The sequence below is a fragment of the Pseudomonas sp. NPDC089530 genome (genome assembly GCF_050280705.1).
Taxonomy (GTDB): domain Bacteria; phylum Pseudomonadota; class Gammaproteobacteria; order Pseudomonadales; family Pseudomonadaceae; genus Aquipseudomonas.
In genome coordinates, this window is record NZ_JBNNVU010000003.1 from 154,669 (window position 1) to 176,906 (window position 22,238).

A 22,238-nucleotide genomic window follows, 5' to 3' on the forward strand; every position below is an offset into this window, starting at 1 on the left:
GTTATTTGTCTTTGGCCTATTTATCTTTGGGAAACACGGTGCCGAGGTTGCGCCAGTTCTCGTTGGAGGCCTGGGCGTCCTTGTTCCAGTCGGGGTAGGTACTCATCATGTCCGGCACCTGGGCCGGCCACCAGCATGGGTCGGAGCAGCCATAGAGGTCGGCCTCCATCGGCTGACACAGCGACGACACGCCGCCGAAGGCATCGATTTCCCAACCCGGGTCGGTGGTCGAGGCGCAACCGGCCACCGAACTCATGGCCACCACTTCCTCGATCCGGTTCTCGTCGGCGGCCTGTTCCAGCTGCTGGGCTTTGTTATTGATCGGCTTGAGATGTTTCATGTCAGTGAGCCTTGCGCGGGGTGATGTAACGGCTGATGAACCCAGGGTTGTGGGCCATGATCCGGCTGTAGACCTCGATGCCGAAGTCCACCCAGTCACGCATCAGTTCGCAGTAGTGATAAGTCGGGTGCGCCGGGTCGCCGTAGCGGGCGTAGCTTTCGTGGTAGCAGCCACCGGAACACAGGTTGCGGATGCGGCAGCTGTCGCAGCCGGTGTTGGTGCGGTCCAGGCGCCGGGACAGGAAGTCGTTGAGCTCCACCTGCTTGACCCCACCGTCGCGCACATTGCCGAAGGTCGGCAGCGACGAGCCGGTAAAGCGGTGGCACAGGTTCAGCTCGCCCTTGTGGTCCACCGCCAGCATCTTCAGCCCGGCGCCGCAGGGCAGTGCCTTCTTGTGGCCTTCGTGGATATCGGTGATCAGCTGGTGCAGGTTGGAGAAACCGATATTGCGCTGCTCCAGGGCCGCCTCCAGATAACGCCGGCCCAGGCGCTTCATGCTGGCGAAGACCTCGATCAGCTCGTCGCCCGTGAGGTTGAAACTGCTGATATCCCCCGAGGTCACCGGGGCGAAGCCGACCTCGGCGAACCCCAGCTCGTTGAACAGGTGATCCCAGATCGTCTCCACATCGGTGACGCCGGTGGTCAGGGTCACCCGCGCGCCCACCGGGCGGCTGTCGTAGCGCGCCAGCAGCATCTGCGCCTTGCGCCGCACCACGTCATAGGTGCCCTGCCCGCCGACGGTGATGCGGTTGCGGTCGTGCACGGTCTTGGGCCCGTCGATGCTCACCGACAGCCCGAAGCGGTGGGCATTGAGGTAGTCCACTGTCTCTTCGGTGAGCAGCGTGGCGTTGGTGGTCATGACGAACTCGACGGACTTGCCGGCCGCGGCGAATCGCTTCTCGCAGTAGTCCACCATGTGCTCGATCAGCGGGCGGTTGCTCAGCGGCTCGCCGCCGAAGAACACCACGGTGAAACGCTCTTCGTCGGGGGATTCCTCGAGCAGCATTTCCACCGCGGCGATGGCCGTCTCGACGTCCATCTTCTTGCCCGCCGAGGGCTTGTCCAGGTCTTCCTTGTAGCAGTAGGTGCAACTCAGGTTGCAACCGGTATTGACGTTGAGTACCACGGTATTGATCGCCGTGCGCTCGACCCGTTTCAGCGCGATGTCCGGGGTCAGCGGCGAGCCGTCGCTGACCAGTTCCAGGGCGATCAGCTCGCGCAGGGTCTCGACGATTTCCTCGCCGTCGTACTGGCTGCCCAGCCGCTGGATCAGGTCGGTGGAAGAACAGCCCGGCCCGCGCAAGGCATCGATGATGCTGCCGGTCAGGGCGTCGCTGGCGAACAGCGAACTGCTGGGGATATGGAACAGCATGCGGTCGGCGTCGACCCGCACTTCGTGCAGGTTGCGCTCGACCAGATTCAAGATGGCGCCCATTGCAAACCTCCTGTGCCGGCCCCTTTTGGCGGGGCCTGCGGTCATTCCGGGAAAGTGTCTTGAGAGAACCGAGTGCGCCTTACGGAATGGGTGGATTGTTCCAGCGTTGCACGGTGACGATCAGGTGACCCTCGCCGGTCAGGGACTTCCCGGCATCGTCGACGGCGGCGATCACCTTGAGGTTGCCGGCATTGTTGGTGGACATCTTGCGCGCCGGGTTCGGCCCGGCATCGCCTGGGGTGAACACGCCCGCGTCGGCCTGCATGGTGCCGGCGAACTTGAGGTCCTCGTCCTCCCGGGCGCGGTCGTCGAAGGCCTCGACCTTCCACTGCGCGGGGAACACGCCGATGCGATACGGCTGGCCATCGGCGCCCTTGCCCCAGGCCTCGGCGTCGAAGCGGCCCTGGACCTTGGGCGTCGAACCGCCGCCCTCGCCGATTCGCGCCACCGCGAAGGCCGGCACCACCTTGACCTCGGCGACCTGGCTGTACACCGCCAGGCTCGGGCCTTGCAGACTGCCGACGCTGACCGCGCGCAGCCCCGCCGGGGCATTGGCCGCCGCCTTGACCTTGACCTTGATCCGCCCGGCGCTCTGCTCGAGCACGTCGACGACTTCCACCCCTTTGCCGAAGCTTGGCTGGCCGCTCAAACCGCTGCCGATCAGGGTCACTTCGGTTTCGCTACCGGCCTTCACATAACCCGGCTGCACCGCCAGCAAACGCTGGGCGCCCTGTTTGGCGGCGACGAAATCGAGACCGCGCTCATCGTGCTCGGCCTCGAACATCCGCCCCTGCAAGGCATTGCCCTGGGCGGCGAACACCTGGCGCAGAGTCACGCCGTCGATGGTCACATTGCCGCGCCATTCGTAGCCGCTGTAGAGGATCGCGCTGCCCTCGCCGTTGAACGGGCTGCCGTCGGCATACTGGCCCTTGACGCTGACCTTGAAGGTGTCGCCGTCACCGACCGTGACACTCATGCTACCGGCCAGCTCGCCCTTGCCCGGCATGTGACCGCTGAAGCTCCAGTCGCCGGCCAGGGTCGCGGCTTTCGGCGCCTTGCCCAGCCACTGTTTCCAGGCCGGGTTGTCCAGCGGGTAACGCTTGGCCAACAGCGGCACCATCTCCTGGCGCGCCAGGTCGAACCAGTCCCGGTCGCGGGACAGCGCCTGGTACTCCAGGGACGGCCATTGGCCGAGGTGGAAGTTCACCAGCCGCTCCCACTCCTGGGCCGGACGCCGTTGCAGGGCGACCCGCGCGCCGGAGTGGCAGCGGCCACACATCTGGCTGGTCTGTTCGTCAAAGGTTTCCACGGTGTTCAGGCGCCGCTCCAGGGCATAACGCACGCCGTCGGTTTCGCTCGGCGCCAGGCCCTGGGTGTCGGCCAGGTACTTGACCAGGGTGCGGCGATCGTCGTCGCCGATCTTGAGGCCGTGCATGGTCTGCATGCGGGCGATGCTCATCAGCCAGCCTTCCGGGGTCTTGCGTTGGTGGCTGATGCGGCTCAGGGCCCCGCCCTCTTCCGGGGTATGACACCCCTGGCAGGTTTCCTTGAGGATGCTTTGGGCATCGCGCGCGGCCAGGCTGGGCGGGGAATGCAAGGCGGCGCAGACCGCCAGCGCCAGCAGGCCGCTGGACAGGCCCGCTCGGAATCTTTTCTTCATCAAGGTCGCCCTCCAGGGAGCTTTCTTATTGTTGTGCGTCGTTCTTAGGGTTTCGGCCATGGCCGGTCGCGCCAGGCATGGAGGCAAGAGAAACAACTGAAGCGAGCAATACACGGAGCGTGCCAGCTTATAAAAGCTGCTTCTTATCAACGACTTGCCTGGACTCCAGGGCGCCTCTCCCTGGCAATCGCCGACCCGCCGCGTTTAATTTCGCGACACCTGTTCCAGTCTGAGACGAACGCGACGCAGCGCCGGCGCCTTCAGAGCCAAGCACAGGGCGAGGGAGAGAGCGACCTGCGCCACGGGCTGTGTCAAGTCGGGCGATGCGGCTTTCAAGGACCGCCGCTCAGGGTCACGGGATCGCCGAAACACCCCCGAGAATGCTGTAGCACCGCCCTCCGCAACTGCTACGATGCCTGGCTTAACCGCTTCAGCCACTGGCCCTGACGAGGCCCGACAGGAACTGCGCCATGCTCAATGCCCTGCTGTTCGATCTCGACGGCACCCTGACCGACACCGACCAACTGCACCTGCTGGCCCTGCAACAATTGCTGCTCGAAGAAGACGGCCGGGTGTTCACCCAGGAAGAGTTCGAGGCCCATGTCAGCGGCCAGGCCAACGCCAACATGTGCCGCTACCTGTTCCCCGAGCGTTCGGTGGCCGAGCACGAGGCCTTCGCCGATCGCAAGGAGGCGCGCTTTCGCCAACTGTCGCCGCAACTGACGCCGATGCCGGGCCTGCTGCGCCTGCTGGACTTCGCCCGGGAACGAGCGATCGGCGTGTGCGTGGTGACCAATGCGCCACGGGCCAATGCCGAGCACATGCTGGAGGTGCTGGGCCTGCGCGAGCGGTTCGCCACCGTGCTGGTGGCCGAGGAGCTGCCCCGGGCCAAGCCCGACCCGCTGCCCTACCTCACCGGCCTCGAATGCCTCGGTGCCCGGGCCGAGGCCGGGATTGCCTTCGAGGACTCGATCCCCGGCCTGACCGCCGCGGTCGGCGCCGGGATCTTCACCGTCGGCCTGGCCACCAGCCAGCGCCCCGAGGCGCTGCTGGCCGCCGGCGCCCATCTGGTGGTCGAGGACTTCGACGACCCACGGCTGTGGGCCGTGATCGAGCGGATGCTCGGCCCGCGCTGATCCTGCGCCATGCCCGGCCCGGCCGGGCAACTCAGAAATAACCCGAGGCTTTTCAGTTCTGTCTGATGGTTCGACGGGCGTGCGCTCTTGAAGATAGCGCCCCGCATGCCCGTTGCCCCAAGGACCTTCATGAACGCCCTCATCTCGCTCCCTCTGCTGGCCCTGCTTGGCCTCGTCGCCAGTACGAGCCACGCCCAGGACGCCCCCGAACCGGCCTTGCCGGAGACCACCAGCAGTTGCCTGGCCCGGGGCGAGGCGATCCAGCGCAGCCTGGAAAAACTCCTGCCCGACCCGCAGTACCAGCAACTGGCCGGCCTGCAGCGGGTGCTGGCCCCCCTCAGCCGTTACTGCGACGGCCTGCATTTCGAACACAACCCGCCCCTGCGCCAGGCCGAGTACCAGGTGTTGCTGCGGCAGATGGAACTGGACGCCGCGCAGCGTTATGGCGACCCGCGCATCATCGACAAACGCAAGGCCCGGCTGATCCATGCCCTGCAAGTCCTGCAGTACGCCCTCGGCGCCCACGACGGCTGAGCCGCATCCTGGCCGGCGCGTTTTCCGGCGCGAGTTTTCCCAGAAGATTCAACGACCTGCAAAATCCGCCCGAGAAATACTCAGAATCCTTCGCAAATGTGAATGCAACTAATTGTTATAAAAGGGGTTTTGTAAAAATGTATTAAAATTGTTTCCAGATTTGCCGATGGGTTTCGTAGGACAAAAGGAGCAATCTGGAAATGAGAAACAATCAACCCGTTACACAACGTGAAGTGGCTCTGGGGTCGAATCAGAAACTCATCTCCACCACCGACGCCCGTGGCGTCATCAGCTACTGCAATGACGCCTTCGTGGAAATCAGCGGTTTCGATCGCGACGACCTGATCGGCGCTCCACAGAATATCGTGCGTCATCCCGACGTCCCGCCCGCCGTATTCGCCCATATGTGGGCGGCGCTGAAACAGGGCCAGCCGTGGATGGGCATCGTCAAGAACCGCTCGAAAAGTGGTGACCATTACTGGGTCAACGCCTACGTCACACCGATTTTCGAGGGCAGCAAGATCGTCGGCTACGAGTCGGTGCGGGTCAAACCCAGCGCCGAACAGATCCGCCGCGCCCAGGACCTCTACCAACGTCTCAACAGCAAACAGCCCGCCATCCCTCGCCGGCATCGCTGGCAGCCGGCCCTGTTGGACTGGGCGCCGCTGCTGACCGCGGGCCTGGCCGGTTGCCTGGGCGGCCTGTGGCTGGCGCCGCCCCTGGCGCTGGCGGTGGCCGTCGGCGTATCCGTGCCCCTCGCCCTGCTGGTGAGCCAACGCCAGGGCAATGCCGCCCGGCGCCTGCTGCGGCTGGCCGATTCGTCCACCTGCGACCCGTTGATCGCGCAGATGTACAGCGACGCCCAGGGCCCCCAGGCCTGCCTGGAAACCGCCTTCGTCAGCCAGGATGCGCGCCTGAAGACCTGCCTGACCCGCCTGCAGGACAGCGCCGAACACCTCAATGCCCTGGCCGGCCGCTCCGATACCCTGGCCAGCGACAGCTCCCGTGGCCTGGACCGCCAGCGCGTGGAAACCGAGCAGGTGTCCGCCGCGGTCAACCAGATGGCCGCCACCACCCAGGAAGTCGCCAGCCATGTGCAGCGCACCGCCGATGCCACCCAGGCCGCCAACCAGTTGACCGGCCGCGGCCGCGAAGTGACGCGCGATACCCGCGAGGCCATCGAACGCCTGTCGGCGGTGGTCGGCGAAACCGGGCAGAACGTGGCGCAACTGGCCAGGGACAGCGATGAAATCGGCACCGTGGTGGATGTGATCAAGGGCATCGCCGACCAGACCAACCTGCTGGCGCTCAACGCTGCCATCGAGGCGGCCCGCGCCGGGGACATGGGCCGCGGTTTCGCCGTGGTGGCCGACGAGGTGCGCCAGCTGGCCCAGCGCACCGCGCAATCCACCCAACAGATCCACGAGCTGATCACCCAGCTGCAGACCTCCTCGCAGAACGCCGTGCAGAGCATGGAAAACGGCCAGCGCCAGGCCGAGGAAGGTGTGGCCCGGGTACTGGAGGCGGACCAGGCGCTGCTGGGGATCAGCGAAGCGGTAGCCAATATTACCGACATGACCACCCAGATCGCCGCGGCCACCGAGGAACAGAGCGCTGTGGCCGAAGAGATCAGCCGCAATATCAGCACCATCGCCCAACTGGCCGACCAGACCTCGGAACAGGCCCATCATTCGGCCGAACTGAGCAAGGAACTGATCCAGACCGCCACCACCCAGTATTCGCTGGTGGAGCGCTTCAACCGTTAGGCCGCTCCAAGCTGCACCCAGACCTGAAAAAACGGCGCTTTCCCATTCCGGGTAAGCGCCGTTTTTCCTGGAGCGAGGTTCAGGACTGGGGCAAGAAACCGACACCTGTGAAGGACCTTTGGGGATTCCCACGCTCGACGCCATGGTGGAAGTCCCGGCGTTGCAGGCGCAGGTCCGTCTGCGCCGCCTGCTCGATGGCGGCAAGGCGCTGATTGATCAGCAGCAGTGCCATGCGTCGGTTGTCATGCTGGCTGCGTTCGGACTGCACCTTGACGCTGATGCCGGTGGCCAGGTGGGTCGCGCGTACCGCCGAATCGGTCTTGTTCACATGCTGCCCGCCGGGGCCGGAGGCGCGCAGGGTTTCAAAACGGATCTGGCTTTCCTGGTGTCGCTCCGGCGCCGTGAAGACCTGGCCGGCGAAGAACCAGTTCTTGCGTTTGTGCCCCGGCCGATACGGGCTCTTGCAGACCCAGAGCAGCGTCCCGCTCCAACGCCTGGCCACGCTTGCCGCCCGATCGCCGTCGAGGCCGATCAACAGCGACTTGTACGTGCCCCGACAGGCCCCGGGCTCGCTTTCGACGAGGCTGATCCGGACCTGCTCCGCCTCGGCTTCTGTGTCGAGGCGCTGCAGGGCCTTGGCCACCGCCAGTTCACATTCCGCCGGTCCTTGGGCCGAAGACAACTGCAACAGAATCATCAGCAGCACCCCCGGCGTTTGTAGGTCAGTACCGGCTTGAGTCGAGCGATCAGCCTGATCAGGCCGGCCTCGAGCAGGCTGCCGACCACGCTGTCGATGCTCTTGTAGGCCTCGGGGGCCTCCTCGTACATCAGCACCCGGTCTTCGCAGATCACCCGGCTGCCGAGTGCCGTGCGCTTGAGCTGGTCGAAGCTGAACCGGGAAGCCAGGCGCCCCTTGCAATCGCCGCGAATCCACTTGCGACCGGCGCCATGGGCCAGCGAGTACAGGCTGGCGGCCTGTGGCACGGGCTGCACCAGGTAGCTGTAATCGCCCCGGGAGCCGGGGATGACGACCACGCCCTGATCGGAAGGGGTCGCGCCTTTGCGGTGGATCCAGCCCGCAACACCGTCGACGGTCGCGGGCGAGACCAGGTTGTGGTCGATGTCCAGGGCCGCGTGGCCCCGCGCCCGCAGATTCGCCAGGATGCGTTCGGCGATCAGGCGCCGGTTGGCTTGGGCAAAGCGCAGGGCTTGGTCATGGCGTTGCAGATAGTCGATCCCGGCTGCGCTGTCGGCCGCGATGCCGGCATGACCATGCAGGTCGATATGTCGACGCAGAATGGCCTCGCCCAGCCCGCGGGAACCGCTGTGCACCAGCAGCAGGAGCGATTTGCGGTCCAGCTGCAGCGCCTCCATGAGTTCGCTGGAGTGGACCTGGTCGATCTGTTGCAGCTCGGCGAAGTGGTTGCCGCCGCCAATGGTGCCCAACGCCTGCTCGTGGCCGGTGGCGGAGAATCCCAGCTGTGCCAGGTCCTCTTGCCAGTGCTCGTCCAGCGCGGTGTCGATGTTGCCGATTTTCTTTTCGAGCTTGTCGAGGTTCAGCCTGGCGCTGGCAATGTCGGTCTGCCACAGCGTCATGCCGCAGCCGATATCGTTGCCTACCAGCGCCGGGTAGAGGGTCTCGGTGGAGAAGAACGCCGCGCCCACCGGATAACCCCGGCCGGGGTGCAGGTCCGGCATGCCGACCACGCGTTGCATGCCTTGAAGTTTTGCCGTTGTTTGAAGTTGCTGGATCGCTTGATCTTCGATCCAGGTGTTGTCGGAGGCGATAAGTGATACGCCGGCCGACACATTGCGGATGCAATTGCCCATGTCCAATTCCTGATTGGAGAAAAAATAAAGTCAGGGAGTGGCAGGTCGGATCCGGGTTAAGCGGGGCGCTGAATAACAGCGGGTACAGCGTTTAAACCAGGCACGTCCTGCAAAGAGCGATCGGGTATTTCATGGTGGATCTCCTTTGCTGAAGTGTGGGAAGGGGCGCGCAGGTTAATCGCGTATGGCCATCATGGCAACGGGCAATGCCGGTTTTTTATCTGCCAGGGTCTGAGGCGGGTGGCGGGCAAGGAGCCCGCCCGACACCCCGGATGCGCCGGGGTGTCCCCTTTGCGGGCGGGAGCGGGGACTATAAATCCGCTGACTGGCGACCTCTATCAGGCAAGTCCTAAAGTGCTGCCTGCGGGCTCATTCCCCTGGCCTCACTGCTCCTCGGCCTTCTGCTCCTTGCAGTCCTTCAACAGTTGCTGCTCCTTGGCCGTATGGTCGGCTTCCAGGAAGCTCAACAGTCCAGAATCGCCCTTGGTGTGCCAGCGGTAGCTGTTCTGTTCGTCGTCGGCGACGTACAGCGCACCGGAGCCTGAGCGGGCGATATGCATCGGGATCAGTTGGCCCTTGTAATACAAGGTGGCGAACGAGGCGCCGTTCTCGATATTCAGGTACGCCGCCTGCACCTCTACCCCACCCTCGCAGCGATAGCTGGCCAGACTGCTCTGGTACGCCGGCTGTTCCTGTTCGGCCGGGGTGGCGCCCGCCTGGGCGAAGAAGGGAACCAGCAGCGCGGCGGTTCCGAAAATCGTTGATAGCTTCATGCACATCTCCTTGTTCAATGCCCCCGTAGGACGAATCCGCGCCCCATAAGTTCAAGCCGGACCGCGCAGGGCCCGACCCAGGCTGCGACCTTCGAGCCGCCTCCCACCCTCGAAGTCGCTGCTACGCTTGCAATCCGGGCCGGCCCGCTATCCGCAACACCCTTCGCGGCTCCTGAACCTGCCCCCACACCACCTGAACCAGAGGAAAGCACCATGGGATCAAACGGAAGTGATCACAACTGCACCCAATGCGGATGCCACAACCCCGTCTGGAATACCCTCAAGGACAGCCTTGATCCAACCGGCCTGACGCCCAGCGCGCTGGAGCAGGCTGCGGACGCGAGCGGCCAATCCGTGATTTTCACCGGCGGCACCATCTACCCCTTGCGCGACGGCAACATGAGCGAGCGGGTCGAGGCCCTGGGCATCCACGCCGGCGACGTCGTCGCCTCGGGCCCCCTGGCCAGGGTCGAAGCCCGCATGCAAGCCCTGGGCATCGCCTACAAGGTCCAGTCGCTGAACGGCAAGACCCTGCTGCCCGGCCTGATCGAGCCCCACGTGCATATCGTGCAGTCCTGCGCCATCGAGGGCTGGTGGAACCTGGGCCCCTTCGACGACGACCCGCGCGACAACCAGCGGCTGAGGAAGGAGCCCTACGACTGGAACTGGATGAAGCTGTTCATCCAGGACAACCTTCCCACGGACGGTTCGAGCTGGTTCCTGGGGCGCATGGTCGATCCGGCCATGATGCCCTTCGAGCTGGTGCAAGGCGGCCTGAACAAACTCATTACCTTTCATTGCAACCCCGACTTCGATCCGGCCGCCGCCAACGTCGGCAACCTGGACAGCATCACCCGGCAGCACCCGATCCTGATGATCAGCGCGTCCATGCACACCGTCTACCTGAACAGCGCCGCCTGCCGGGCCGTCTATGACAGCCCCAAGAACGCCAAGCTGCGCGAACAGTATCCGGACTATGCGCAGTTCCTCGCCACCACCCAGGGCGTGATGCAGGAAGAGGCCGGCGTGACCGCCGCCATCAACGCCATTCCAGCCAGACAGGCCCTGCCGCAACTGCTGAAGATCTTCCATAACCTCTACAAGTACTTCCAGGAAGCCTCCAGCCGCGGGGTGACCCTGCTTTACGACGCGATGATGGACACCCAATCCAAGTGGGTACTGGGCGCCTATTTCCTGGCTCACCCCAGGAACCTGCGCATCGGTTACGCCGCCGCCTGCAACGGCACCGCCGAGAGCATCGGCAAGCTGCCGCCCTACCGCCCGGCCACCCGGGAAGAGGCCCGGACCTTCTATCAGGGCGGGGTCAAGCTGGTGTCCGACGGCTCCAACCAGGGGCTGACGGGTTACCAGGCCCAGCCCTACTGCTGCGAGACGCAGCCGCCCCTGGGCAACTTCAACTTCTGCGACAGCGGCGACACGACCCCGAGCACCACGCCCGGCGCCTACAAGAGCACGGTGCGCCTGGCCATGGAAACCGGCTGGCCGCTGATGATCCACGCCAACGGCGACCGGGCCATCCAGTTCACCCTGCAAGCCTATGAGGACGCCCTGCAGGGCTGCAGCGGCCTGGAAAAAAGACACCGCATCGAACACTGCTCGCTGCTGACCGCGGACCAGCTCAAGGACATGCAGCGCCTGGGCCTGTCGCCGAGCTTCCTGATCGGCCATGTCGGCTATTGGGGCTACTCCTTCGAGAAAGCCATCTTCGAAGACAAGGCCAACCGCATGCTCGACCTGTGCCAGTCCGCCCTGGACCACGACCTGCGTATCTCGCTGCACAGCGACTGCACGGTGACGCCCCTGGGGCCCCTGCGCTCCATGGAGCAGGCCGTGACCCGCAAGATGGAAGGCATACGCGACAGCCATGGCAAATTCGTCCGCGACCCGCGGCTGCAGCCCACCCTCAACGAAGCCGAGTGCCTGACCCGCCAGCAAGCCTTGAAGGCCATCACCTACGACGCCGCCTGGCAGTGTCATGCCGAAGCCTGGGCCGGGTCCCTGCAGGACGGCCACTTCGCGGACTTCGTGATCCTGGCGCAGGACCCCCTCGACGAAAGCGTGCCGGCCACCAGTATCCGGGACATCAAGGTCTGCGAAACCTGGAAGGGCGGACACAAGGTCTACGCCAATCCCGATAAGTGACCCGCAGGCGCAGGCCTGGCGCCCGCCCCTGCGGTCGGGCGCCAGGCCACGCGCAACCGTCTCAAGCCCGTCTCAGATTGCGACATTTCTCCCCCGACACGGCCCCAGCCGATCGGCGCCTCCCCCCGAGATTGCGGCCTTGCGGCCAACTGGCACAGCCATTGCGAAAGCCCTCGCCTCACGTCTAACAAGAGGTCCTGCCATGGCTATTGCAACCCTGCTTCCCGCCACCACCGCGTTTATCCAGCGCGCCCCGCGCATGCTGATCGGCGCCGAATGGGTCGAGGCCGCCGACGGCCAGACCATGCCCTTGCACAACCCGGCCACCGGCGAGGTACTGTGCGTGGTGCCGCGCGCCACGGTGGACGATGTCGACCGCGCGGTACTCGCCGCGCGCCAAGCCTTCGACGATTCGCTCTGGAGCCGTGCCCGCCCGCGGGAGCGGCAGAACCTGCTGTGGAAACTCGCCGACCTGATGCAACGCGACGCCGAGCTGCTGGCCCAACTGGAATGCCTGAACAACGGCAAGAGCGCGGCGGTGGCCCAGGTCATGGACGTGCAACTGGCCATCGACTTCCTGCGCTACATGGCCGGCTGGGCGACCAAGATCGAAGGCAGCAGCGTCGAGGTGTCGCTGCCGTTGATGCCGGGCGACCAGTTCCACAGTTTCATCCGCCGCGAAGCCGTGGGCGTGGTCGGCGCCATCGTCGCCTGGAACTTCCCCCTGCTGCTGGCCTGCTGGAAGCTCGGCCCGGCCCTGGCCACCGGCTGCACCGTGGTGCTCAAGCCGGCCGACGAAACCCCGCTGACCGCGCTGAAACTCGCCGAGCTGGTGCAGGAAGCCGGCTACCCCGACGGCGTGTTCAACGTGGTCACCGGCACCGGCATCACCGCAGGCTCAGCCCTGACCCGCAATCCGCTGGTGGACAAGCTGACCTTCACCGGCTCCACCGCGGTGGGCAAGGAAATCGGCAAGACCGCCATGGACTCGATGACCCGGGTCACCCTGGAGCTGGGCGGCAAGTCGCCGACCCTCGTCATGGCCGACGCCGACCTTGCCAGCGCCGCGGCCGGCGCCGCCAGCGCGATCTTCTTCAACCAGGGCCAGGTCTGCTGCGCGGGCTCCCGGTTGTATGTGCAGCGCAAGCATTTCGACAGGGTGGTGGCCGACATCGCCGGCATCGCCAACGCCATGAAGCTCGGCAGCGGCCTGGACGCCAGCGTCGACATGGGCCCGCTGATATCCGCCCGGCAGCAGGAGCGGGTCTCGCGCTACATCGAAATGGGCCGGGAAAGCGGCGCCACCCTCGCCTGTGGCGGCGAGCGGTTCGGCCCGGGGTATTTCGTCCAGCCGACGGTGATCGTCGACGTCGACCAGCAGCACCCGTTGGTGCAGGAAGAAATCTTCGGCCCGGTGCTGGTGGCAATCCCCTTCGACGACGAAGCCGATGCCTTGCGCATGGCCAACGACAGCCCCTATGGCCTGGGCGCGAGTATCTGGTCCAACGACCTGGCGGCGGTGCACCGGATGATCCCGCGGATCAAGTCCGGTTCGGTCTGGGTCAACTGCCACAGTGCCCTCGACCCGGCGCTGCCGTTCGGTGGCTACAAGCTGTCCGGCGTCGGTCGGGAGATGGGCCATGCGGCGATCGAGCATTACACCGAGTTGAAATCGGTGTTGATCAAGCTGTAGGCACGACTTCCGGGCCGCTCGCGGGCAAGCCTCGCTCCTACGGGAAACGTATTCTTCCGTAGGAGCGAGGCTTGCCCGCGATCAATCGCCCAGACAACACATCCCCTCAAGGCCGATACCCCTGCCCCAGCAACCACCCGCGCACCGCCCTGCCCTGCTCTTCGTTCAGGCTGGCCAGGGCTGCGTCGGGCCCTTGGTGCTGCAACCGACGCAACACAGGCGCCAGCTCCACGCCCTGCACATGCCAGATACCCAGCGGCTGATCCGGGGTGATCACCACCTCGGCGGCGTCCACCAGGCCGTCGCGCAACACCGGGGCGCGTTCGATGCGCAAGGCGGCAAAGGCCGCCGCGCGGTGAGCCGGTTCGCGATCCGGCCATTGTCGGCGGGCCTGCCAGAACGGCTGTTCGGCCCACCGTTGCTCGTCGGCATAGAAGTCCCGGCCGATACGGGCGAAGCGCAGGAACAACTGCTCCACCCGCTGGCCATGGAAGCGCTGCGCCAATGCCGCCCGTTCGGGACGTTGCAGCAGGGTGTTGATCACCGCCGGCGCCTGCAACGCCGAGGACAGCGACTGGAAAATCCCGTTGCCCGACAACGGGTCCACGGCCATGGCCGCGTCGCCGACGCGAATCCAGTTCTCGCCGCACACCTGCGGGCAGAGGATCGCCGTGCTGCTACGCGCATGCAGTTGCCCATCGAGTTGCGGCCCGGCGCCGAAAAAATCCCGAGCCAGGGCTGAATCCAGTCGGCGCCGGCGGCAATAATCGAGCAACTGCGCCTTGCCCGGCAGATCGGCGCTGGCCACGTCCACCGTCAGTTGCCAATAACACTGGCCGTCGGCCTGGCGCGCCATCCATGACCAACCGTCTTCCAGGCTTTGCACCGCGCTGGCGGTACTGCCCGGCGTGCCCTGCCAGCGGTTGAGCAGGCTGAGGGTTTCCGGCCCTCTCACCGCCTTACCAAGAGACTTGCCCAAGGCCGGCGCCTGACGCCCGCGCGCCTCCACCAGGAAGTCCGCGCGGCGCTCGGCCTGCCCTTCGATCCGCAGCCGATGCCCCGTCGCCGTCGAATGCACCTCCAGCACCCGGCCTTCGATCAACTCGACGCCGGCCGCGCGCAAATCCTCGCGCAGGCCGCGATCGAAACGCGGGCGATCCAGCAGGTATTCGACATTCTGCGCATGCTGCTCGCCGTTCCACGCCACCTGACGCTGCGAAGCTTGCAAAGCGCTCTGCAGCGCCCGCTCCAGGCCGGCGCCGCGCAGCGCTTCGAGCACCCGCAGCGACACCCCTTCAAGGGCCGGGAAGCGGCGCCATTCGCTGACCAGCGCCACCGCGTAGCCCAGGCGCCGCAAGCCCAGGGCCACCGCGGCCCCGGCCGGGCCGGCGCCGAGAATCAGGATCGGTTTCATGGCCAGCCACGCCGTTCGGGGCCGTGGTAGCGGGCATGGGTGCGTAGCCACTGGACGATGTGCGAGTTGTCAGCGTCGGAGTGCTCGCTCAGGTAACGGGCGATATGCCCGCTCAACGCCGCGCAGCCCAGGCTGGCGCCGGACTGGCCGGGGTGGCTGCCCTGCACGCAGGCGGCGAAGTCGGCCTGCGGGCTGTCGAGCCACGACCATTCCCCGGGGGTGCAGCGGGCATCGCCGGTCACCCGCAACACGCCCGGGTAACGGGCCGGGTAGACCCCCTCGCCCTGGGCCGGGCTGGAAGCGCACAACAGCACCCCGCGCGCCTGGGCCGCGGTGCAGGCTTCGCGCAGCAGGCTGCGGTCCTGGCGCAGGCCCAGGCTCAGGTTGACCAGCCGCACCTGCTGGCTCACCAGCCAGTCCAGGGCGCTGGCGATCTGCAGCGCGCTGGTGACCCCGCGCTGATCGAACACCTGGGCGACGCAAAAATACGCCTGGGGCGCGCGCTCGGCGATCGCGTCGATGATCGCGCTGCCATGGCCGAGCGGATCGTCGCGCAGGTCGCCCTCGCCCACGCCGTCCTCCACCAGGTAGAAGCGCCGCCCGGCCACGACCCGCGGGCGTTGCCCGGGCAAGTGCCCGCTGTCGACCACACCGATCCGCAGCTCAGGCTTCATGCGTCACCTGCGTGGGCCGCAGCAGGCCGTCCACCAGTTCGAAGCGCAGGTCGGCGTCGGCCAGGGTCGAGGGCCGGTGGCTGATGAGAATCCGCGTGCGCCCGGCGAACAGCCGGTCGATGGCCTCGATCACCTCGCGCTCGGTGCTTTCGTCCACCGCCGAGGTGGCTTCGTCGAGCACCAGGATCAACGGGTCCTGCAACAGCGCGCGGGCAATCGCGATCCGTTGTTTCTGCCCGCCGGACAACTGCTGGCCGCGCTCGCCCAAGGGGCTGTCCAGGCCTTCGGGCAGCGAGGCGACCAGGCCGTCCAGTTGCGCCAACCGCGCCACTTCGGCCACCGCCGCCTGCGGTGCGTCGGGCACACTGTAGGCCAGGTTGTCGGCCAGGCTGCCGCGAAACAGCACGATGTCCTGGCTGACCACGGCGATGCGCCGGCGCAGCTCGAACAAGTCGAGTTGGCGCAGATCGATGCCGTCCAGCAGCACCTGCCCGGACTGCGGGTCGTGGTGGCGTTGCAGCAGATCGATCAGGGTCGACTTGCCAACGCCGGAGCCGCCGCTCAGGGCCACCTTCAGCCCATAGGGAATGCGCGCCTCGATCCCCCGCAGGGTGCTCGGCCGCCCTGGGTGGCTGAAGTGCACGGCCTGGAAATACAGCTCGCCGCCGCTGGGCATCGGCAGCGCTTGCGCCGGGGTGGTCACGCTCGGCGCTTCGCCGCGCAGCTCCATGACCCGGCCCAGGCTGACGGTCATGCGCTGGATCGCCACGTACAGCCCCAACAGGCTCTGCACCGGCCCCACGGCCATGCCCAGGTAGGTGGAAAAAGCGATCAGCGCGCCCAGTTGCCAAGTACCCTGCACCACCCAATAACCGCCGATCAAAAACGCGCAGGCCCGCGACAGCGACGTCAGGGTGCCGGGCACCGCCTGGGTGAAAAACTCGCTGACCTGCAAGCGCAGCAGCTGGCTCATGTAGCCCTGCCCCAGTTGCTCCAGGCGCCGTGCTTCGCGCTGCTGCTGGCCGGCACTCTGGATGAACTTCATCACCGGCAGGGTCTCGACCATGAACGACGACATGTCCGCCGAACGCTCGCGCAACTGCCGCACGTCGCGCTCGACCTTGCGCCGCATCCAGCGCAGCCACAGCAGGTCCAGCGGGATCAGCAGCAGCGCCAGCAACGACAGTTGCCAGGACAGGGTCACCAGCAGGGCCAGGGCCACCACCAGGCCGATCACGCTGGACACCGCGGAGAACAGCGAGTCGACGGCGAAGCGCTGGATCTCCGCGACGTCGCCGTCCAGGCGCGACATCAGGTCGCCGATCCGCCGCTGCCCGTAGAAGCCCGGCGAGAGGCGCTGCAAGTGCCGGTACAGGTCGTCGCGCAGGGCGAACAGGATCCGCCCCGACAAGCGCGTGTGCAGGTAGCGATTGATGCCCGACAGCGCCGTGCCCAGCAGCCCGGCGAGGATCATCAGCCCGGCGATCGACACCAGCCGGGCGTAGTCCCGGGCCAGCAGGCCGTCGTCGATCAGCAGCTTGGTCAGCCACGGCTGCACCAGCACCAGCAACGAGGCGCCGACCGACAGCCCCAGCAGGCCGGCAATGGCCAGCCGCTGCGGGCGGACGAACCCATAGAGCCAGCGCAGGGCCGCTTGCAGGGCCGCGGGGTCGGGGCTGTCCACCAGCCGGCTGAGCAGGCGCGACATCAGCTGCGCAACTGCTTGAGCTTGCGGTACAGGGTCGCCCGGCTGATGCCCAGGGCATCGGCGGCGGCGGAAACATTGCCCTGATGGTTGTCCAGCGCCTGGCGGATCAGCTCCAGCTGGTTCTCGCGCATGCTGCCGGCGCCGGGCCGCTCGCCGGCGTTGAGGTCGTCGAGCATGCTGTCGGGCAGATGCTCCAGGCCCAGGACCGCATCCCCCTCCTCGCGCATCGCCAGGGCGGTGCGCAGGACCATCTCCAACTGGCGGATGTTGCCCGGCCAGTGATAACCGGCCAGCAACTGGCGCAGGTCCTCGGCCAGGGGTACGCCGGGGCTGCCGAGCTTGGCCAGCAGGTTATCCAGCAGCGAGTTGAAATCCTCGCGCTCGCGCAGTGCCGGGAGCATCACGTTGATGCCGTTGACCCGGTAGAACAGGTCCTCGCGGAACTGCTTGTCGGCCACCTGTTGCTTGAGGTCGCGGTGGGTGGCGCAGATCAGCGCCACATCGATCTCCTGCTCTTCGCCAGCCCCCAGCGGCGCCACCTTGCGGTCCTGCAACACTCGTAGCAGACGTGCCTGCAAGGCCAGCGGCATGTCGCCGATTTCATCGAGGAACAGGGTGCCGCCATGGGCCTGTTGCAGGCGGCCGATCATGCCGCCGCGGCGCGAACCGGTGAAGGCGCCCTCGCGATAGCCGAACAGCTCGGACTCGATCAGGCCTTCGGGGATCGCCGCGCAGTTCACCGCGACAAAGGGTTTGTCGGCGCGGCTGCCGGCCAGGTGCAAGGCGCGGGCGACCACTTCCTTGCCGGTGCCGGTTTCCCCCAGCAGCAACACCGGCAAGGCATTGGCCAGGCCCTGGCGAGCCATGCGCAGGGCCCGGGCGTAACGGCTGTTGTTGCCGGCCAGCGTGTCGAGTTGTGGGTCAGGTTGGGGCTGGGGCGCGGCGGCTTTCGGCGTGCTGCGTGGCGTGCTGCCGACACTGATCGAGCGCTGCGGCGCGCGCAGGGTCTTGTAGAAAAACTCACCCTTGGCGGTCTGCAGGCTGCCGATACCGCCCTGTTGCAGGCGTGTCAGCAATTGCAGGCCATCGACGCCGAGGAACTCTTCGCAGCGCCGGCCCACCAGGGCTGCGCGCGGCGCATCGAGCAACTGGCAAGCCTGGGCGCTGACCGCCAGGATCTGCCCGCCCAGGCTCAGGGCCAGCAGGCCTTGCCAGGGGGACTCCAGGTATTGCTGGCGACTGTGGAAGGCCAGGACGATCTGCTCCGGATAGGAGGCGTTGAACACCCGGCTCTCGATCTGGCTGACCGCCATGGCCAGCAGCGCCGAGCTGTCCTGGAAGCGCCCCAGGGGGCCTTCGCGGGTCAGGTCGAGCACGCCGAGGATCTCGCCCTGGGGGCAATGGATGGGTACCGAGGTGCAGGAAAAGTCGCTCAGGCGATCCAGGTAATGTTCGCCGCAATCGATCAGGGTCGGCCGCGCCTCCACCAGCGCCGTGCCCAGGGCATTGGTGCCGCGCACCGCTTCGCTCCAGCAGGCACCGAGGGTGATGTCCTGCAAGCCGCTGCCCTTGAGGCGGTCGGCCCGGCCCTCGACCGAAACGATGGTGGCGTCGGCATTGGCCAGGATGATCAGGCCGTCCTGGCCCTGGCGCTCGGCCAGGTAGTCGATGGCCGGCAGCGCCGCATCGAGCAGCAGGCGGTTGCTCGCCAGCAGCACCTCGAGGCTGGCGCCGGACGCCAGGCTCAGCTCGTGCTGGCCATTGAAGTGCACGCCATGGCCGAGGCTGCGTCGCCATGAAGCATCGATTTCCGCGCGCAACACACCATCGGGGACTTCGCCTTCCAGATGGAGTCGTTCCCGGGCCAGTCCGACCTGGTGTTGCTGCTCGCCCGTTATTGTTTTTATAAGAGTCATCAAGCGCTCCGAATCGGTCCGCCCGCGACCTCCCCGGCCCATTCCCTTGGGTTGCGAGGAGCACGCAAGCCAAGGCCAATGTCTACACCCGGTTCAGAAGGCAGTAAAGGGAAGTTTGGCCCGTGATCGGCCCCGCCCTTGCGAAGCAAGACCTGCGCCACGGGAAACACCGCGCCCGCGCATCTTGACGTTAACGTAAAGCGCATGGCAAGTGCCGTATGGCGCCCGCAACAGTCACCGTCGGCCTCTATCGGCAGGAGCGGCGCTTGCCCGCGATAGCGACCGCATGGGCAACGCCACCCTCGAACCGCAACGGCCTAGCCGACCCGCCCCCGGGAAAGCTCGCGCAGCCACGGCAGCACCCGCAGCACATGACGTTGCCACGGCGGGTCGACGATCGCCATCAGGCTCTTGAGCGACTGGCTCTCCGGTGTACCCGCCAGGCTGACCTGCAGCGCCTGCGGCATGGGCAGTAGCTGCGCCTGCTGGCAGTCGTAGATCAACGCATGGCGAATCAGCGGGTTGTCGCGACAGAACGCATCGAGGTCGATCTCCAGGGCATCGACCAGGGTGCTGCTGACGATCAGCAGGTCGAATGGATTGCAGGAAAAATGCGTCAAGGTGTCGAGTTCATCGAACGACTGCACCGGGACGATTCGGAAATACCCCAGCTGGTTGAGCATCCTTTCAATGTTCAGGCGCTGGAAGTGCTGTGGGTCAGCAATCAGTATCCGCAGGTTCTTGTTGATCATTGTTAGCAGCCATCGTTTGAATGCGCTGTTGATTCCCTATGAAAAATCAGCCGAGGTGCCGAAGCTTATCGAGCAGGTTAAAAACGGTATGTAGGAATTTTCCCAAGCCTTGGGGGGATTGTGGCGAGTTGGTATCAGCGGTACGGCGTGCGCATCTGTCCGGCACCCGCTCAACATTCGTGAGCAGGCGCCGGACAGCCTGATGCTCAGATGACTCAGACGTGGGGAACGTCCGGGGCCTTGCCGGGGCTGGCGTATTGCGGCTTCAGGTGGCCTTGCGGGTCGAGCAGCCAGGCATCCATGACCTGACGCACCACGGGCCCTGCGACCCGGCCACCGGCCTCGCCGTTCTCGATCATCACCGCCACCACGATCTGCGGGTGCTCGGCCGGGGCGAAGCCAACGAACAAGGCGTTGTCACGATGACGCTCGCGGGTCTTGAGGCGGTCGTAACGCTCGCCCTGCTTGATCGCCACCACCTGCGCCGTACCGCTCTTGCCGGCGATGCGGTATTGCGCCCCGGCCGCCGCGTCGCGCGCGGTGCCCCGGGGCGCGTGCATCACCATCTGCATGCCGTGGCTGACCAGGTCCCAGTCGACCTGGTCCTTGAGCTGGATATTCGGCATCGGATGGGTATCCACCGGCGGCTGGCCGTCCACGGTCTTGGCCAGGTGCGGGCGATTCCAGATGCCTTTGTTGGCGATCAGCGCGGTGGCCTGGGCCAGCTGCAACGGCGTGACCTGCATGTAACCCTGGCCGATGCCAAGGATCACCGTTTCCCCGGGGAACCATGGCTGGCGCCGGGTGGCGCGCTTCCAGGCCTGGGACGGCATCAGCCCCGGCGCCTCCTCGAACATGTCCAGGGAGACTTTTTCGCCCAGGCCGAACATCGCCAGGTAGTCGTGCAGGCGATCGATGCCCAGCTTGTGCGCCAGGTCGTAGAAGTAGGTGTCGTTGGAACGCATGATCGCCGCGTCCAGGTCTACCCAGCCATCGCCGCTGTGGTTCCAGTTACGGTATTTGTGATCGACGTCCGGCAGTTGGTAATAGCCCGGATCGAACACCCGGGTCGAGGCGTTGACCACCCCGGAATCCAGCCCTGCGATCGCCACTTCCGGTTTGATGGTCGAACCCGGCGCATACAGGCCGCGCAGCACGCGGTTGAACAGCGGCCGGTCGATGGAATCGCGTAACGCCGTGTACTCCTTGAAGCTGATGCCGGTGACGAACAGGTTCGGGTCGTAGCTCGGCTTGCTGACCATGGCCAGCACGTCGCCGGTCTGCGGATCGAGGGCCACCACCGCCCCGCGCCGATCGCCCAGGGCCTGCTCGGCCGCCTCCTGCAACTTCGCGTCGAGGCTGAGCACGATGTTTTTCCCAGGGACCGGATCGGTGTGCTTGAGCACCCGCATGACCCGACCCTGGGCGTTGGTTTCCACCTCTTCATAGCCGACATGACCATGCAGTTCGGGCTCGTAGAACTTCTCGATCCCGGTCTTGCCAATCGATTGGGTGCCCCGGTACTCCACCGTGTCCAGGGTCTTGGCTTCCTTCTCGTTGATCCGCCCGACATAGCCGATGGAATGGGCAAAGTGCGCGCCCATCGGATAGTGCCGCACGAACTGCGCCTCGACCTCCAGCCCCGGCAAGCGGTACTCGTTGACCGCCAGCACGGCGATCTGCTCTTCGGTCAGCTCATAGAACAGGGTGACCGGCACGAAGGGGTGCCGCGCCTGCTTCAGCGCCTTGTCGAACAGGGCGCGGTCCTCAGCCGGAAGGTGCAGCAGGCTGACCACCTGATCCAGCTCACCCTTCAAATCGGTGGTGCGCTCGCGGGTGATGGTCAGGTTGAAACTGGGGCGGTTGTCGGCCAGCAGCACGCCGTTGCGGTCGTAGATCAGGCCGCGGGTCGGGGTGATGGGCAACACATGCACGCGATTATTTTCGGAGATGGTCGAGTGATAGTCGAACTCGACCACCTGCAGGAAGTACAGGCGCCCGACCAGGGTGCAAGTGATGGCGATCACCAGTAGCGCGCAGGCCAACAGCCTTTTATTGACCAGCCGGGTTTCTTTCTCGTGGTCCTTGATCGGTATCGGTTCGGGCATTGCTACAGCTTCTCGTGAAATAAAGATGAACGCGGGTCCGTGCGGCTGAACGTCGGTCCCTCAAAAAGCGAGCTGCACCATACCAAAAACCGTCCCGGCGCTTGCATGAAGAATGCCCAGTGGCACGCCCTACATCCTGCCGAGGCTGCATGATTCCACTGAATACAACGCCTGGGCTGGTGGGCCGAAGTGGTGTCACCAAAGGCTCGAATTGGCATTTGCCACTCGGGCCTATTTTCTGCGCGCAAAAACAAAACCCCAATTGCTTTCGCAATTGGGGTTTCGGAATTTAATCTTGACGATGACCTACTCTCACATGGGGAAACCCCACACTAC

17 protein-coding genes and 1 pseudogene are annotated in these 22,238 nt (G+C 65.8%); 6 read left to right on the forward strand and 12 right to left on the reverse strand.

Annotated features, from left to right (window positions below):
• Nucleotides 1-16 precede the first annotated feature (16 nt).
• The 3 genes from qhpC to peaA form a co-directional block, all read right to left on the reverse strand.
• Nucleotides 17-340 carry a quinohemoprotein amine dehydrogenase subunit gamma gene (qhpC, locus tag ACQKQA_RS02510; protein WP_075120802.1) on the reverse strand — a complete coding sequence of 108 codons (324 nt, stop codon included), beginning with the start codon at nt 338-340 and terminating at the stop codon, nt 17-19.
• A 1-nt stretch (nt 341) separates the two neighbouring features.
• Nucleotides 342-1,775: a quinohemoprotein amine dehydrogenase maturation protein gene (peaB, locus tag ACQKQA_RS02515; protein WP_427553152.1), complete on the reverse strand. Its 1,434-nt coding sequence runs from the start codon at nt 1,773-1,775 to the stop codon at nt 342-344.
• 79 nt (nt 1,776-1,854) lie between these two features.
• Entirely contained in the window at nt 1,855-3,435 is a 1,581-nt protein-coding gene (gene peaA, locus ACQKQA_RS02520; RefSeq protein ID WP_427553154.1) for a quinohemoprotein amine dehydrogenase subunit alpha, read from the reverse strand.
• A gap of 470 nt (nt 3,436-3,905) precedes the next feature.
• On the opposite strand from peaA, the gene ACQKQA_RS02525 reads away from it, so the two are divergent.
• From ACQKQA_RS02525 to ACQKQA_RS02540, 4 genes and pseudogenes are all read left to right on the forward strand, one after another.
• A complete protein-coding gene (locus ACQKQA_RS02525) occupies nt 3,906-4,571 on the forward strand; it encodes an HAD family hydrolase (protein WP_427553156.1) in 666 nt (221 codons plus the stop codon).
• A 129-nt stretch (nt 4,572-4,700) separates the two neighbouring features.
• On the forward strand, nt 4,701-5,105 hold the full coding sequence (locus tag ACQKQA_RS02530) for a DUF1090 family protein (protein ID WP_427553157.1): 405 nt from the start codon (nt 4,701-4,703) through the stop codon (nt 5,103-5,105).
• A 200-nt stretch (nt 5,106-5,305) separates the two neighbouring features.
• Nucleotides 5,306-5,575, forward strand: a pseudogene (locus ACQKQA_RS02535) (PAS domain-containing protein); the annotation flags it as partial.
• A 210-nt stretch (nt 5,576-5,785) separates the two neighbouring features.
• On the forward strand, nt 5,786-6,871 hold the full coding sequence (locus ACQKQA_RS02540) for a methyl-accepting chemotaxis protein (RefSeq protein WP_427553182.1): 1,086 nt from the start codon (nt 5,786-5,788) through the stop codon (nt 6,869-6,871).
• A gap of 79 nt (nt 6,872-6,950) precedes the next feature.
• On the opposite strand, the gene prfH is transcribed toward ACQKQA_RS02540, so the two are convergent.
• The 3 genes from prfH to ACQKQA_RS02555 form a co-directional block, all read right to left on the reverse strand.
• On the reverse strand, nt 6,951-7,568 hold the full coding sequence (gene prfH / locus ACQKQA_RS02545; RefSeq protein WP_427553158.1) for a peptide chain release factor H: 618 nt from the start codon (nt 7,566-7,568) through the stop codon (nt 6,951-6,953).
• Entirely contained in the window at nt 7,568-8,701 is a 1,134-nt protein-coding gene (locus ACQKQA_RS02550) for an RNA ligase RtcB family protein (protein ID WP_427553159.1), read from the reverse strand. Before ACQKQA_RS02550 ends, prfH begins: the two co-directional genes overlap by 1 nt.
• Nucleotides 8,702-9,084: 383 nt before the next feature.
• Entirely contained in the window at nt 9,085-9,474 is a 390-nt protein-coding gene (locus ACQKQA_RS02555; protein WP_427553161.1) for an MliC family protein, read from the reverse strand.
• 213 nt (nt 9,475-9,687) lie between these two features.
• Here ACQKQA_RS02555 and ACQKQA_RS02560 point away from each other — a divergent pair, with 213 nt between their 5' ends.
• Together ACQKQA_RS02560 and ACQKQA_RS02565 are read left to right on the forward strand one after the other, a co-directional pair.
• A complete protein-coding gene (locus ACQKQA_RS02560) occupies nt 9,688-11,637 on the forward strand; it encodes an amidohydrolase (protein ID WP_427553162.1) in 1,950 nt (649 codons plus the stop codon).
• A 202-nt stretch (nt 11,638-11,839) separates the two neighbouring features.
• Nucleotides 11,840-13,330, forward strand: coding sequence for an aldehyde dehydrogenase family protein (locus ACQKQA_RS02565; RefSeq protein ID WP_427553163.1), 1,491 nt, complete (start codon nt 11,840-11,842; stop codon nt 13,328-13,330).
• A 106-nt stretch (nt 13,331-13,436) separates the two neighbouring features.
• On the opposite strand, the gene qhpG is transcribed toward ACQKQA_RS02565, so the two are convergent.
• The 6 genes from qhpG to mrdA all read right to left on the reverse strand — a co-directional run bounded on the left by qhpG (nt 13,437) and on the right by mrdA (nt 21,902).
• Nucleotides 13,437-14,744, reverse strand: coding sequence for a flavin-dependent monooxygenase QhpG (gene qhpG / locus ACQKQA_RS02570; RefSeq protein ID WP_427553164.1), 1,308 nt, complete (start codon nt 14,742-14,744; stop codon nt 13,437-13,439).
• A complete protein-coding gene (qhpE, locus tag ACQKQA_RS02575; protein ID WP_427553166.1) occupies nt 14,741-15,418 on the reverse strand; it encodes a subtilisin-like serine protease QhpE in 678 nt (225 codons plus the stop codon). The genes qhpG and qhpE overlap by 4 nt, the downstream gene beginning before the upstream one ends.
• Nucleotides 15,408-17,126, reverse strand: coding sequence for an ABC transporter ATP-binding protein (locus tag ACQKQA_RS02580; RefSeq protein WP_427553168.1), 1,719 nt, complete (start codon nt 17,124-17,126; stop codon nt 15,408-15,410). Before ACQKQA_RS02580 ends, qhpE begins: the two co-directional genes overlap by 11 nt.
• Nucleotides 17,126-19,042 carry a sigma-54-dependent Fis family transcriptional regulator gene (locus tag ACQKQA_RS02585; protein ID WP_427553170.1) on the reverse strand — a complete coding sequence of 639 codons (1,917 nt, stop codon included), beginning with the start codon at nt 19,040-19,042 and terminating at the stop codon, nt 17,126-17,128. The genes ACQKQA_RS02580 and ACQKQA_RS02585 overlap by 1 nt, the downstream gene beginning before the upstream one ends.
• A 317-nt stretch (nt 19,043-19,359) precedes the next feature.
• The gene (locus tag ACQKQA_RS02590) at nt 19,360-19,794 is read right to left on the reverse strand and encodes a chemotaxis protein CheY (RefSeq protein WP_427553172.1); all 435 of its coding nucleotides are present in this window, start codon (nt 19,792-19,794) and stop codon (nt 19,360-19,362) included.
• A 215-nt stretch (nt 19,795-20,009) separates the two neighbouring features.
• A complete protein-coding gene (mrdA, locus tag ACQKQA_RS02595; RefSeq protein WP_427553174.1) occupies nt 20,010-21,902 on the reverse strand; it encodes a penicillin-binding protein 2 in 1,893 nt (630 codons plus the stop codon).
• Nucleotides 21,903-22,238 lie beyond the last annotated feature (336 nt).